Below are 14,047 nucleotides of genomic sequence, written 5' to 3'. Positions count from 1 at the left end.
GACGCCGCCCGACGGTTGCACCGCTGGTTTCCCCGCTCTACCTGCCGCCTCATGAAATTGATCATCGGCAACAAGGCCTATTCCTCCTGGTCGCTGCGCGGCTGGCTCGCCTGCCGGCAGGCGGGGTTGCCGTTCGAAGAGGTGGTCGTGCCGCTCTACGATCAGGAATGGGACAAGCGGCGTGAGGGTGACGAGTTCGCCCCCTCGTCGGGCAAGGTGCCGATCCTGTGGGACGGCGACGCCGTGGTGTGGGACAGTCTCGCGATCATCGAGTACCTCGCCGACAAGGTCGGGCGCGATCGTTTCTGGCCGGCGGACGAGGCGGCGCGCGCGATGGCACGATCGATGGCAGCGGAAATGCATTCGAGCTTCGCCGCGCTCCGGCGCGAGCACAGCATGAACATCCGACAAATCTATCCTCCGGTGCCGCCATCCGAAGCAGTGCTGCGCGATCTCTCACGGATGATGGAGCTGTGGGCGCAATCCCGCGCGCGCTTCGGCGGCGACGGCGATTTCCTGTTCGGCGCTTTCGGCGCGGCGGACATCATGTTCGCGCCCGTCTGCACGCGGATCATTACTTACTCGCTTCCCGTCGCGCGCTTCGCCGGGCCGTACATCGAGGCGGTGCTGACGCACCCCTTCATGCAGGACTGGATCGCGGCTGCGCAGGAGGAGGAATGGGTGATCGAGCAGTTCGAACAGCCCGCCCCCGCCCGCTCGACGCCGTGACCGATCCGCTCGCGCTCGCCACCGCGCTGCTCGGCTGCGAGAGCGTTACGCCAGCGCGCGGTAGCGTGTTCGACGTACTCGAGGCGGTGCTGGTACCGCTAGGTTTCACCGTCGATCGCTTTGTCGCGGGGACCGCGCCCGATGGCCCAGTCGAGAATATGCTCGCGGTGCGCGGCAGCGGCGGGCCGCACTTCGCCTTCGCCGGCCACCTCGATGTCGTACCACCGGGCGATGGCTGGACGAGCGGCGCCTTTGCGCCCGAGGTTCGCGGCGACCTCCTTTACGGGCGCGGCGCGGTCGACATGAAGGGCGCGATCGCCGCCTTCGTCGCCGCCGCCGCGCGGGTGGGGACGGCGGGAACGACCAGCCTCATCATCACCGGTGACGAGGAAGGCCCCGCCACCTACGGCACGCGCGCGCTGATCGATCGCATGGCGGCGCGCGGACTGCATCCCGACGCCTGCCTGGTCGGCGAACCGACTTCGACCATGCGGCTCGGCGACATGATCAAGATCGGGCGGCGCGGCTCGGTCAATATCTGGATCGACGTGCCTGGCCGCCAAGGCCACGTCGCCTACCCGCATCTCGCCGACAACCCGATCCCGCGCCTCGTCGCCGCGCTCGCCGAGATCGACGGCATCGTGCTCGACGAGGGCAATGACTGGTTCCAGCCGTCGAACATCGAGGTGACCGATCTCACGGTCGGCAATCACGCGACCAACGTCATTCCTGCCAAGGCGTCCGCGCGACTCTCGATCCGCTTCAACGACTGTTATCGCGGTTCCACGCTCATCGACCGCATCACCGCTGTCGTGCGGCGTCATGCTCCGGAAGCGCGTGTCGAGGGCAAGGTATCGGGGGAGGCGTTCCTCACCGCGCCCGGCGCACTCTCGGCCAGCGTCGCGGATGCGATCACCGCCCGGACAGGCATCGTGCCCGAACTGTCGACGACCGGCGGCACGTCCGACGCGCGCTTCCTGTCCGCGCTATGCCCCACGGTTGAGTTCGGTCTCGTCAACGCGACGATGCACAAGCTCGACGAGGCGGTCGCCGTTGCCGACCTCTACCTGCTCACCGACATCTACGCCGACATTCTCGCTCGCGTGCTCGATCCGCGCGGCTGACCCGCGCGTCAGCCGCGCGGGCGGCGCAGCACGATGTACAGCGCGCCCTGACCGCCGTGGCGCGGATGCGCGCCGCGCACCGCCGCGATCGCACCGGCGTGCCGCGATGCGGCCAGCCAATCGCCGATCGCCGCGCGGATCGCGCCGCGCGCATGCGGCCGCTCGCTCTCTGGCCGCGGTGGCTTGCCCGTCACCAGCAGGATGACGCGGTCGCCGCGCCGGATCGCGCGATCAAGCGCCGCATCGAGCAGATCGTGCGCCGAGTGCAGCGTATGTCCGTGCAGATCGATCGTCGCGTCAGGGATGATCATCCCGCGCGCGAGCCGCTTGTCCCACCCCCCGTCGAGCGTAACGCCGGGTTGCGGCACCTTGCGCGGCTCGGGCTTGGGCGGCGGCACTGCGCGCACAGGTAACACGCGCACCTTGGGCGTGCCCGGCGGCGGCAGCGTCGCCGGCGCGATCTTGGCGGCTGCCACCGGCCGGATCGCGCGCAGCGGGCGGACGCTCGCCATCACGCGCGCCCACAGCGCGGCTTCGTCAGGGGCGAGGTTGCGCGACACCGAGCCGAGCCAGCGTACCGCGCGGCACCAGGACGAAAGCGGTACCACGCGCGCTCATTCCACCCGCGATCGCCTGCGCCTCGTCGCCCGCGCCCCAAAAGGTATCGAAGCGGTTGGTCCCCTTGATCGCACCGCCGGTATCCTGCGCCACCCACAGCCCCGTCGCGTCGGTCCGGTCCATCGACAGGAACACCGGCGCGCCGAGCGGCACGAAGCGCGTGTCGGCGGCAACCGTCGCGCCTCCACTCACCGGCAGCCCCATCGCGCCGAGCGGCGGGCCGTCGAGCAGCCGGAAGAAGACGTAGCTCTTGTTCTCGCGCATGATCGCGCGGCCTTCCTCCGGATTGGCGTGCAGCCAGGCGACGATGCCCTGCATGCTGGCCTGCCCCGGCTGAAGCAATCCGCGGTCGCGCATCAGCTTGCCGATCCCAGTGTAGTCGCGCCCGTTCTGGCTGTCGTAGCCGATCCGCAGCACCTCACCGTCGGGCAGGCGGACGAGGCCGGAGCCCTGCACCTGAAGGAAGAACAGCTCGACCGGATCGGCGGCATACCCCAGGATTCGCGCCTTCCCGCGCAGCGCGTCGCGCTCGATCGCGGTGCGATCGTAATAGGGCACGAAGTTCGTCCCCTCGACGCGCCCGCGGATCTTCTTGCCCTTCAGGTCGGTCGAGAACAGTCCGAGGTCGACATCGACGAGATCGCTCGGCCGCGCGTAGATCGGCGCGTACCCGTCGCGATACTCGCGCGATCCCGCGATCTCCGGGATGAAATAGCCGGTGGCGAATGCTTTTCCGTCACCCACCTGCACCGCTTCGAAATGCCGCGCGAAGAAGTCGCGAGGATCGCCCGCACCGTCAGCTGCCGCGTCGCATGCGGCACGCCAGTCAGCGCCGCGCGTCAGTCCCGTCGGGTCGGCACGCCGCACAACCGAGGGGCAGCTGATCCGAAACGCCGCCAGTGCACGCGCCGCCGTGTCGCCCGCGATCGGCAGGCTCGCTACCGGCGGGCCCGCGACTAGCCCCGCCGTCATCGCCGTCGTCGCGCTGCCGTTTGCGGCCACCAAAACCGGCGGGATCGGCGTCGCGGCACTGGGCTGGCGCACCGGCAGCCTCGACGGCAGTGCCGGCAGTGCCGGCGCTGCCGACGTTCGCGGCGGCTCCACGCCTCCGACGCACGCCGACAGCGCGAGCGCGCCGGCGAGCGCCACTACCCCCGAACGCAGGCTCACGCTTCGTCGGTGTCCGAAAGCTTCCAATTGGGATCGACGCTGCGCAGCGTTCGCGCGAACGTCCACACGTCGTGCGTCTCGACGGCGTCGCTGGTCGACCCCGCCACGACTTCGCCGTCGGCGTTGCGCGTTACCGCCGCGATATCGGCGTCGAACCGCACCGTGATGCGCGCCTCCTTGCCGTTGAGCGAGGCGCCGGTGATGACCGCCTTCTCGATCGACACCAGACGATTGTCGAGCGTGTGGCCGGCCGCCTCGCGCGCCGCGATCGCGTCACCGAAAGCGCGGGCGACGTCCGGCGAGACGAGATCGTCGAGCGTCGCACGATCGCCGCGCCAGAACGCCTCCAGGATCATGCGATAGGCCGCCTGCGCGCCGTCGAGAAACCGCGCGACGTCGAAACCCTGCTCGGCCCCGACGATCGCGCGGATGCCCGGTTCGGCGTTGCCTTCGAACGGCTTCGCTATCGGCTCACGCGGTTCGGCCGCCTTTTCCACCGCGCGGGGCAGTGGCTGCGGCGCCACCCGCTCCTCGGCAGGCTTGGGCAGGGGCTGCTCATGTCCCGTCCGCTTCCCGAGCACCGAATAGAGCCGAAGCGCCAGGAACGCGGCAACCATGGCGAGCACGATAATGTAGAACACCAGGCCTCCGATACGCTAAGCTTTCAACATAGTCCGCAACGCCCCATGTTTCAAATGGGTGCCGCCGTTGAAACCGTTCATGCCGCCTGCTAGGCGCGCGCCGGTCCGGCGCTCCGCATGCGCCCACCATCATCTCAGGGAAAGACGCACGATGGACGAGCAGAACACCGGCACCGGTTTCGACACGACGCCGCAGCCGAACGGCGAAGATAACGCGCCGGCCGTCGGGCTGATCTCGCAATATGTGAAGGATCTGTCGTTCGAGAATCCGAACGCGCCCGCCGTGTTCCAGAACCAGCAGGGCCCGGAGATCAACGTCCAGTTCGACATCGCGGCGAACCAGATCGCCGACGACGCGCACGAAGTGGTGCTGAAGATCGAGGTCCGTGCCGAAACGCAGGGCCGCGTCACCTTCCTCGTCGAGCTCGCCTATGCCGGGCTGTTTGGCGTACGCAACGTACCGCTGGACGCGCTTCAGCCGTTCCTGCTCGGCGAAGGGCCGCGCCTCCTCTTCCCATTCGCGCGCCGCGTCGTCGCCGATACGATCCGCGACGGCGGCTTCCCGCCGCTGCTGCTCGAGCCGATCGACTTCAACGCGCTGTACATGCAGCAGGCCGAGCAGCGTGACGCGCAGCTCGCCGCCGGCAATTTCGGCAACGCGTAAGAGCAGCCCCGGTCCGTTCGTCGCGCGTTCGTCGAAGTCATGCCGCCTCGCCACACGCGGGCAAAAGCTGGCTTCGTTGAGCGCGTGACCGCCACCGGAAAGCCGATACAGCGATGAACCTCACACGCGCGCTCGGCTCCGTCGGCGGTCTCACGCTCGCCAGCCGCATCCTCGGGTTGGTGCGCGACTCGCTGTTCGCGCGCTACGTCGGCGCCGGCTTCGCATCGGATGCGTTCCTGATCGCTTTCCGCCTCCCCAACATGTTCCGCGCGTTGTTCGCGGAAGGCGCCTTCTCCGCCGCGTTCATCCCGATGTTCAACCGCAAGGTGGCGGATAAGGACGGGCGCGGCATTCCCGACGGCGTGGCCTTCGCCAGCGACGCGCTGTCGGTGCTGCTTCCGGTCCTGTTCGTCTTCACGCTTCTGATGGAACTCGCCGCCTGGCCCGTCACCTGGCTGCTGTCGGGCGGCTTCAACGCGGCAAGCCCGACGCAGTTCGCCTTCGCGGTCGAGCTGTCGCGCATCACCTTTCCCTATCTCATGCTCATCAGCCTCGTGTCGCTGCTCGGCGGGATGCTCAATTCGCTGCATCGCTTCTGGGTCGCCGCCGCTGCGCCGATCCTGCTCAACGCGACGTTGATCGCCGCCTTGCTGCTATTCCACGATCACGAGCCGCTGTTCACCGCGCGAAATCAGGCGATCGCCGTCACAGTCTCTGGCGTGCTGCAACTGCTGTGGCTGATTTGGGCCTGCCGTCGCGCCGGCGTCGCGCTGCGACTCAAGCGCCCAACGCTCACGCCGGACGTAAAGAAGCTGCTGTCGCTGATCTGGCCCGCCGCGGCAGGTGCCGGCGCGGTTCAAATCAACCTGGTCGTATCCACCGCACTCGCCGCCAGCCTGCTCTCCGCCGGTTCGGTCAGCTATATCTACTATGCCGATCGGCTGAACCAGTTGCCCCTCGGGCTGATCGGCATCGGCCTCGGCACCGTCCTCCTGCCGACGATCTCGGCCCAGCTCGGCCGCGGCGAGGAGGCGGCGGCGATGACGACGCAGAACCGCGGGCTTGAGCTCGCGTTGTTCCTCACCCTGCCCGCCACCGTTGCGCTGATCGTCTGCGGCACGCCGATCGTTGCGGCGCTGTTCCAGCACGGCGCCTTCACCGCCGATGACACGGCGGCTACCGCCCAGTCGCTCGCCGCCTTCTCGATCGGCCTGCCGTCGTACATCCTCGTCAAGGTGCTGACGCCCGGCTTCTATGCGCGCTCTGACACGCGCACCCCCGTCAAATTCGCCACTGTTTCGATGGTCGTCAATCTCGTCCTCAACCTCGCGCTGATCGTGCCGCTCGGCCATGTCGGTCCGCCACTCGCCACTGCGCTCGCCTCCACCGTCAACGTCGCGCTGCTGTGGCGCACGCTCACCGCGCGCGGGCATTTCGTCGCGGACGCGCAGCTGAAGCGCCGCGTCGGCCGGCTCGCGCTCGCCGCGCTGCTGATGGGCGCAGTGATGTGGTTCGCCGTCGATCTGTTCCGCCCCTACACCCTCGGCACGGCGCTCGAGCGCTGGGGATCGATGCTGGTGCTGGTCACCACCGGCGCGCTGGTCTACGTCGCCGCCACCTTCCTGTTCGGCGCGTTCCGGCCCGCCGACGTGCGAAGCCTCGTTCGTCGATAGGATCCCGCATGCGCGTCGTTTCCGGCATCAAGCCGACCGGTAATCTCCACCTCGGCAATTATCTCGGCGCGGTGAAGCAGTGGGTCGCGATGCAGGACGAGATTCAGGCGGCCGGCGGCGAGACGATGTACTTCCTCGCAGACCTACACGGTCTCACGGAGTGGATCGCGCCGGCAGAGCTCTCCGCCAACACGATCGAGATGACCGCGACGTTGGTCGCGGCGGGCATCGATCCCGAACGCTCGATCCTGTTCAACCAGACGCGCGTTCCCGCGCACAGCGAGCTCGCCTGGCTGCTCAACAACGTTGCACGCGTCGGCTGGCTCAACCGTATGACGCAGTTCAAGGACAAGGCGGGCAAGAACCGCGAGGGCGCCAGCGTCGGACTCTACGATTATCCCGTGCTGATGGCGGCCGACGTCCTGCTGTACAATGCGACGCACGTGCCGGTGGGCGAGGACCAGAAGCAGCACCTCGAACTGGCGCGCGACATCGCGGCCAAGTTCAACCTCGATTACGAGACGGATCTTTTCACCCAGCCTGATCCGCTGATCAGCGCCGCCGCGCCGCGGATCATGAGCCTGCGTGACGCGTCGGCCAAGATGTCGAAGTCGAACCCGTCCGAACAGTCGGTCGTCAAGCTGATCGACAGCGACGAGACGATTGCGGACAAGTTCCGCAAGGCGAAGACCGATCCCGATCCGCTGCCCGATAGCTGGGCGGCGCTGGAGGGCCGGGCCGAGGCGCGCAATCTCGTCATCGTCTTTGCCGCGCTCGCCGATCGTACGCCCGACGATGTGGTGGCCGAATTTGCCGGCAAGGGGTTCGGCCAGTTCAAGCCCGCGCTCGCCGATCTCGCCGTCGCCACGCTTGCGCCGATCCGCGACGAAATGGTTCGGCTGCTGGCGGATCGAAGCGCGATCGACGCGATCCTTGCGAACGGCGCCGCCAAAGCACGCGACCTCGCCGCACCGACACTCGCTGCCGCGCAGCGCACGATGGGGCTGCTCGCCTAACACGATTGTTCGCGTCCGACGTTTGTGGCACCGCAGGGTCGCGCGGCGCCACGCCGCGCAATGATGGTGAGCACGACCTATCCTCAGGGCATTGCGCAATTTCGGCCGGCGGAACCGCGCTCCCGTCACGGCCCGCGGCGAGCGGATCTACGCGATCGGCGACGTGCACGGCTGCGTCGATCTGCTCGAAGACCTGTGGGCTCGGATCATGGCGCACAACGCCACCCGCCCGCCCGCCCAAACGACGCGCTTCGTCTTTCTGGGTGACATCGTCGATCGTGGTCCCGATACGCGCGGCGCGCTCGACTGGCTCGATCGCAAGAGGCACGAGGTGCCGGGCGTGATGACACTGCTTGGCAATCACGAGGAAATGCTGATCCGCGCCTGCGAGCGTGACCCGATGAGCTTCTCGAACTGGCTGCGGAGTGGCGGCGCGGAGGCGGCAGCAAGTTTCGGGCTTCCCTCGTTCGATGGCGATGATGTGGGTGACTACGTTGAGCGGTTGCGCGCGGCGGTGACACCCGACCGGCTCGATTGGATACGCGCGTGGCCGCTAACGGCGACGTCCGGCGACTATTTCCTCTGTCATGCCGGCATTAGACCGGGCGTTGCGCTGCGCCGCCAGCAGCGGCGCGACCTGTTGTGGATCCGCGAAGAGTTCCTCGCCGACCCGCGCGATCACGGCGCCGTGATCGTCCATGGGCACACCATCTCGGCTACCGTCGAAATGCCCGGAAACCGGATCGGCGTCGATACCGGAGCCTACGCGACGGGCGTTCTGAGCGCCGTGTACCTTGAGGCCGATAAGGTCGAGGTGTTGGCGACTTCGGGCACGGCTCGCTGACGGCGAAGCGGCACTTCGGCTATGATCGCTCACGCAGAGCCGGGATGCGCATAGCCGGCCAGCAGGCGCTGCGCCGCGCGATGCACGAGCGCCAGTTCGACGCCCCAGCCAATAACCATCACCGCAATCGTCCAGATCGGCGCCGCGATCGCCAGCACGATCGCAACGCCGGTGACGTTGGTGGCGGACGAGATCAGGGTTGCCCGGGCCAAAGCGCGAAAGCGGCCGGCGCCTTGAAGCATCACGCTTGAGGGCATCTGCAATACGATCAGCAGCGCGATGACAAACCATCCGACCGCTGCCCAGCGAATCATGGAAAGATCGTACTGCGCGGAGAAGACGATCTGCGGCGCAAAGACGAGGATCGCAGCCGCCGCCGCGCCGGTACCGCACCAAGCCAGTAGCAGCACGACGAGAAAGAACCGGCGCGATCGTCGCAAGTCATCGACAGCGTCGTCTGCCAGCAAAGCCGCCATTTGCGGCCGTTCATATTCGGTCAGCGCGTTCTGAAGAACGTTCATCGGCCGCAGCAGCAGCGCCGCCGCTGCGAGCGGCGCGACCGCGCTCGCGCCAGCAACAATCGTGACAAGATAGACGTGGGCGTTTGCGGCTAGCTCGGTCGCCGTCACGCTCAGCAGCGACCAGCGCGCATGCCTGCGCCATATATCTCGGTACGTCGCTCTCAGATCGCGTGTCGGCCAGCGCACGGCCAAAGCGACATGCCCGCGACCGAACGGCAGCAGGCTTGCCAACGCACCAGTAAAAAGCGCGGCATAGCTCGCGCTGTCCATGGACATCAGACTGCTACCGGTCCCGGCAGCAAGACAGCTCAAGGTCACTAAAGCGTAGACGAGGTCCGAGGCGACCGCCCGTTCCGGGCGTCCGTCCGCGAAACACCATGCCCGGCCAAGCCAGCGCACGATCATCACCGTGGTGTAGCCCCCATAACATACCGCCATTTCGACCGGCAGTTGCATCGAAAGTCCAAGCGTCAGAAAGCCGGCGCCGATAAGCAACGCAAGCGCAGTTGCTACCGCGAAAACGGCTTCTACCCGCCCTCCCCCATCTGCCTGCCGCGCTGACGCGAATGACTGAAGCGGGGCACCGAACAGCGCGCTGGATAGCGCAACGGTGAACTGCGCCGCGACGAACAGGAACGTGAAGGTGCCGAACGCCGCGGGCGTATGCAGTCGCAGCATGACGAACGACAAAGCGAAATGGGTACCGGCCAACGCTACCGGGCCGATCCCAGCCAGCGCATATCGTCTGATTTTCGACAGATAATACATGCCGGCACCCCTGGACATCGTGTCGGCTCTTCTTCGCACAGGAACGACCGTCGACCTGCCCGTCGGTCGCAGATCAGAGACACCGCCCCTCGATCGACGAACCCCGTTATTTGTCTTCTTCAGGTTTTACCATCCCGACGCACTCCGTTACATCCCACGCGATGATCGCGCCTCGGAAAAGACTGCTGCCCTCCCGACTGGAAACGTATAGTGGCGCCGTGATCAACGGCGGCTCCAACATAGGATGAGGGGTATTTCGCGGAACAGCGGCCGATCCGCACAACGGCCAATAGCGCCAACCATCCGAGAAGCGCAGCGATCCGCGCAAAAGGGGCAATTGGTGACTGCTTGCCTGATCAGCGGACCGGATCAATGCTGGTAGAACATATCGACGATATCGCTGATCTGCTTGCATGCCCACGTTGCGGGGCGGATCTGGCGCGCACTCCCGCAGACCGGCTGTCCTGCAGCAAGAAATGCGCCGGCGATGCGCAACCGGTTCTTCCGCGACTCGCCGGTAAGGACGTCCTGGTCGACTTCGATCGCAGCGTTCTCGATCGCGAGGCGACATTGGCGAGCGGCGCGAGCAGCGTCGTCAAGCGCGGTTCGTGGCGGACCGTCTTCCGACACGTCGTCGACGGCACGAACCCCTACGTCGGTATGTTCGCGCGAATGATGCTCGACGGGGTCAAGCGCGATCCCGCCCCTGGACCCAAGACGATCGTCATGTTCGGCGCCGGGGAGGAAGGATACGGTTCGAAGCCGCTTTACGAGGACCCGGACGTCAGGATTGTTGCGTTCGACATCTATGCCTCCCCTATCGTTACCTTCGTTGCCGACGCCCATAACGTTCCCGTAAAAGACGCCAGCGTCGACGGCGTCTGGCTGCAGGGCATGCTCGAATTTACCATCGATCCTCGCCGCGTTGTGGCAGAGGCGTCGCGGATCCTGAAGCCGGGCGGGTTTATGTTTACCGATACGACGTTCATGTTCCCGCTGTGCGAGAAGGCGTATGATTTCCATCGCTGGTCGCCGAGCGGTTTGCGCTGGCTGTTCCGCGACTTCACCGTCAGCGCGTCGGGTCAGTCGACCGGACCGGGCACGATGGCCGCGCTCGCGATCCGCTATCTGCTGCAGTCGCTACTGCGCAGCACCAAGCTGGGTCAGATCGCGGCCTTTCCCTTCGTCGCCCTGCGTTTCCTCGATCGCTTCTGTGCGGATCGCCGCGCGCTCGATGCATCGGTCGGCATGTTCATGTTCGGCCGAAAGGCGCTGCAACCGATCGATGTCGATGAACTGATCGCCTACTACGACGAACAGCCCGCCCTATTCGCAACGACGCGGCGGTTGGCGCGTGATGCGACGTTGCGATCGACGCTTACTGCCCCGTCAGGCGTGTAAACGAGCAGCCGAACGCAAGGTGCTGCGCAACACCATGCTACTGTTCCTTCCGACCATCTTACATTTGGAACGACGCACAGCGAACGTTGTTCGGGATGTCGTCGGCGATTGGAATATCACCTTAGCGCCATATGCTGGACAGACACCTTCGCCACTCGTTCAATAATTTCGCCGGCTGCGCGGCGCCATTATCCCGCCTTCAAACACGCGCCTATGCTACAGCTGTAAAATAGCCCATTCTGATGACGTCGAACGGACGTTCTCGCCGCCGACAAAGAGCATGTCGCGTCATCACAGGCCATTTTCTCTTCAATTCGTCCGACGACAAGAAACCACCTCTTGCAGGTCGCGCCATATTGGTTTCATGCAGCATTTGCACGGTCCCGCTTCAAGGGCAGACTAATCGGGGGGGATCGTGCCGGAGGGCTGGTACCGGACAGTTCCGGACGGGTGGGGACGATTTCGCGCGCATGTCTGATTTCTCTGCTGCGCACGATTGGTTGACGCCCGTCGCGACGCCTACTGTACCGACCGATGGCAAACGCGGGCTGCGCCTGCGTTTCTATTCAGTGATCTTCGTCTGCGATCTGGCGTCGCTGGCGATCGGATTCGCTGCGGGGCGTCTACTCGCGGCAGCACGGGGCCTCCCATCGGAAAGCTTCACGTTGTTGGCCGCGATCGTGCCAATCTATCTGCTGCTGAGCACGCGCAATTTCACCGCCGACACGATCGAACGCTGGCGTGTGTCTGCTTGGCGGGCACTGGCGAGCCTTGTCACCGCATTCTTCGTCACCGTTTTCGTCGCGTTTTTCCTCAAAGAGGTGTCGCTGATCTCACGATTGAGCACGGTGATCGCCTTTATCTGCTCCGCTGGACTGTTACTCGGCTGCCGAGCAGTGGTCGGAGTGATCGGGGAACGCGTCTTTCGCGGATCGGCGCTGAGCCGGATGCTAATCGTCGACGGAGTGAATATCCCGCTGCCGGACGGGCTCAAAATCGTCTCTTGCGAACCGATTGGAGATACCGAACTCGCAATCCATCCGCTTGCGCTCGATCGACTGGCGCGTCATTTGCGCGGGATCGACGAGGTTTTCGTCGCGTGCCCCCCTGCGCGCCGATCAACTTGGTCAACGATCCTAAAGGGGGGCGGCGTCAAGACGGAGATGCTTATTCCCGAACTCGACACGATCGGGGTCATCGGGAACAAGCATTTCGCCGGCATTGCCTCCGTCCTCGTCTCGACAGGCGGGCTGCAGCTGCGCGATCGCATTCAAAAGCGCATCCTTGACCTCGCGATTGTTATTCCGGCTTTATTCTTTCTGGCGCCGCTGCTCGCGATTGTCGCTTTACTCATACGGCTTGATTCGCGTGGACCCGTCCTGTTTGTCCAAAGCCGCGTCGGCGAAGGCAATCAGCTCTTCTCGATGTTCAAGTTTCGCAGCATGCATCACAAGTTGCTGGATCACGACGGTCGCGTGTCTACCGCACGAAATGACGCGCGGGTTACGCGGGTCGGCAAGATTATCCGCGCGACGAGCATCGACGAACTGCCGCAGCTTCTCAATATCCTGCGCGGCGACATGAGCTTCGTCGGCCCACGCCCGCACGCGATCGGCTCACTGGCTGGCGACAAACTGTTCTGGGAAATCGATCAGCGCTATCACCATCGTCACGTTTGCAAGCCGGGCCTGACGGGTCTCGCTCAGGTACGCGGCTTTCGCGGTGCCACGCACCAACGAGAGGATTTGGTGAACCGCCTCGACGCAGATCTCGAATATGTGAATGGCTGGAGCCTGCGGCGCGACATCGTGATTCTGTTCGCAACGCTGCGCGTCGTCATTCACCGCAACGCCTTCTGAAGCGGGTATCGCGGCAGGCTTAGCGCAGCAGGGTAGCCGGAAGAGGCTGCCGCGGATCAACACGGCGCCGGCATAGACCAAGGGCAATCCCGATGGCCGTTGCATTCCACATCGCAAACGAAAAAAGGCCAAGCGGAATCGAGTGCCGACGATAGGCAAGAAATGCCATCGGCACGCTGATCAGCGGAAGCAAGGCTGCGGGCACGAAAATGGCAGCCCCCACCAGGATGATCCACCAAAGCCAGATCGCCACCGCGACATGCAGGTGCTTCAGCTGCCGCAGGACGATCCACAAATGCCTTTGCCCGATGGCGCCACGTAACACCTGGCCTGCGCCGCTAAGCTGACCAGACCGCAGCCGCCGCCAAAGCAAACGATAGCCGTTTCCGCCATGGCCATGGTGCTCAACTGCGTCGATCGAAATGCGCGCCAGCTTCCACCCTGCGTGCGTCAGTCGTGCGCCAAGATCATATTCTTCGAACGATTTGAGGTTCTGGTCGGAGAAATACCCGACTGATTCGATGGCAGCGACGCGGTAGACACCGCCCCCATCGAGACGATCGACGATTCCTGTACGGCGGTGGCGCTCGCCGGACATCGCGGCCGCGCGGATCTGAAATTCTTCGGTCTCCAGATTGCGCTCGATCACGCCGCCGCCAACGCCCGCGACGTCCTCATGCTCACGCAGGTAGCGTGCCGCAGCAACGAGGAACTCGGGGCGAAGCGTCATATCGCCATCGATCAGGCAAAAGAACTCCGTCGCGATGCCCTGAAAAGCGAGTTGCGCACCGGCTCCACAGGATCGAGCCGTTGGGTCTGCCAGCTGTACGATTTTTATCGGATAACCTCGCGCGATGGCGACCGTTCGATCGCTTGAGCCACTGTCAGCCACTTGAACGATACCACCGAACGGTCGGGCAGCGGCAAGAGCGCTCTCGATTGTCGCGGCTATATGCCGTTCCTCGTTAAGCGCCTTGATACCGATCGTCATGACAGTTGGCGTGGGAATATCACTCATG

13 protein-coding genes are annotated in these 14,047 nt (G+C 65.2%); 8 read left to right on the top strand and 5 right to left on the bottom strand.

Annotated features, from left to right (window positions below):
• The first annotated feature begins 51 nt into the window (after positions 1-51).
• Together F1C10_RS03250 and dapE are read left to right on the top strand one after the other, a co-directional pair.
• Positions 52-729 carry a glutathione S-transferase family protein gene (locus tag F1C10_RS03250; protein ID WP_185208761.1) on the top strand — a complete coding sequence of 226 codons (678 nt, stop codon included), beginning with the start codon at positions 52-54 and terminating at the stop codon, positions 727-729.
• Positions 678-1,853: a succinyl-diaminopimelate desuccinylase gene (dapE, locus tag F1C10_RS03245; protein ID WP_185208759.1), complete on the top strand. Its 1,176-nt coding sequence runs from the start codon at positions 678-680 to the stop codon at positions 1,851-1,853. The genes F1C10_RS03250 and dapE overlap by 52 nt, the downstream gene beginning before the upstream one ends.
• An 8-nt stretch (positions 1,854-1,861) precedes the next feature.
• Here the strand turns inward: dapE and F1C10_RS03240 are convergent, their stop codons facing one another.
• The 3 genes from F1C10_RS03240 to F1C10_RS03230 are packed head-to-tail and all read right to left on the bottom strand — an operon-like array spanning position 1,862 to position 4,282.
• On the bottom strand, positions 1,862-2,365 hold the full coding sequence (locus tag F1C10_RS03240) for a Smr/MutS family protein (protein WP_185210041.1): 504 nt from the start codon (positions 2,363-2,365) through the stop codon (positions 1,862-1,864).
• Between the two features lie 25 nt (positions 2,366-2,390).
• A complete protein-coding gene (locus F1C10_RS03235; RefSeq protein WP_374939377.1) occupies positions 2,391-3,635 on the bottom strand; it encodes a murein transglycosylase A in 1,245 nt (414 codons plus the stop codon).
• 2 nt (positions 3,636-3,637) lie between these two features.
• A complete protein-coding gene (locus F1C10_RS03230; RefSeq protein ID WP_185208755.1) occupies positions 3,638-4,282 on the bottom strand; it encodes a Tim44/TimA family putative adaptor protein in 645 nt (214 codons plus the stop codon).
• Between the two features lie 151 nt (positions 4,283-4,433).
• Between F1C10_RS03230 and secB the strand changes: the two genes are divergently transcribed.
• The 4 genes from secB to F1C10_RS03210 all read left to right on the top strand — a co-directional run bounded on the left by secB (position 4,434) and on the right by F1C10_RS03210 (position 8,479).
• Positions 4,434-4,946, top strand: coding sequence for a protein-export chaperone SecB (secB, locus tag F1C10_RS03225; RefSeq protein WP_085809547.1), 513 nt, complete (start codon positions 4,434-4,436; stop codon positions 4,944-4,946).
• 113 nt (positions 4,947-5,059) lie between these two features.
• On the top strand, positions 5,060-6,619 hold the full coding sequence (gene murJ, locus F1C10_RS03220) for a murein biosynthesis integral membrane protein MurJ (RefSeq protein WP_185208754.1): 1,560 nt from the start codon (positions 5,060-5,062) through the stop codon (positions 6,617-6,619).
• Between the two features lie 8 nt (positions 6,620-6,627).
• Complete coding sequence (gene trpS / locus F1C10_RS03215) at positions 6,628-7,635, top strand: tryptophan--tRNA ligase (RefSeq protein WP_185208752.1); 1,008 nt, start codon at positions 6,628-6,630, stop codon at positions 7,633-7,635.
• 91 nt (positions 7,636-7,726) lie between these two features.
• Positions 7,727-8,479 carry a metallophosphoesterase family protein gene (locus F1C10_RS03210; RefSeq protein WP_185208750.1) on the top strand — a complete coding sequence of 251 codons (753 nt, stop codon included), beginning with the start codon at positions 7,727-7,729 and terminating at the stop codon, positions 8,477-8,479.
• A 29-nt stretch (positions 8,480-8,508) separates the two neighbouring features.
• Here F1C10_RS03210 and F1C10_RS03205 read toward each other — a convergent pair whose 3' ends face one another.
• Entirely contained in the window at positions 8,509-9,768 is a 1,260-nt protein-coding gene (locus tag F1C10_RS03205; RefSeq protein ID WP_185208748.1) for a hypothetical protein, read from the bottom strand.
• Positions 9,769-10,140: 372 nt separating this feature from the next.
• Here F1C10_RS03205 and F1C10_RS03200 point away from each other — a divergent pair, with 372 nt between their 5' ends.
• A complete protein-coding gene (locus F1C10_RS03200; RefSeq protein ID WP_185208746.1) occupies positions 10,141-11,169 on the top strand; it encodes a class I SAM-dependent methyltransferase in 1,029 nt (342 codons plus the stop codon).
• A gap of 470 nt (positions 11,170-11,639) precedes the next feature.
• Positions 11,640-13,028, top strand: a complete 1,389-nt coding sequence (locus F1C10_RS16635) for a sugar transferase (RefSeq protein ID WP_258043035.1) — start codon at positions 11,640-11,642, stop codon at positions 13,026-13,028.
• A gap of 19 nt (positions 13,029-13,047) precedes the next feature.
• Here the strand turns inward: F1C10_RS16635 and F1C10_RS03190 are convergent, their stop codons facing one another.
• Positions 13,048-14,046 carry a glycosyltransferase family 2 protein gene (locus tag F1C10_RS03190; protein WP_185208744.1) on the bottom strand — a complete coding sequence of 333 codons (999 nt, stop codon included), beginning with the start codon at positions 14,044-14,046 and terminating at the stop codon, positions 13,048-13,050.
• Between the last annotated feature and the right edge of the window lies 1 nt (position 14,047).

This window comes from Sphingomonas sp. NBWT7 (assembly GCF_014217605.1).
Lineage (GTDB): Bacteria > Pseudomonadota > Alphaproteobacteria > Sphingomonadales > Sphingomonadaceae > Sphingomonas.
The sequence above is the reverse complement of the archived record's forward strand: the minus strand, read 5'-3'. Positions and strand labels throughout refer to the sequence as shown.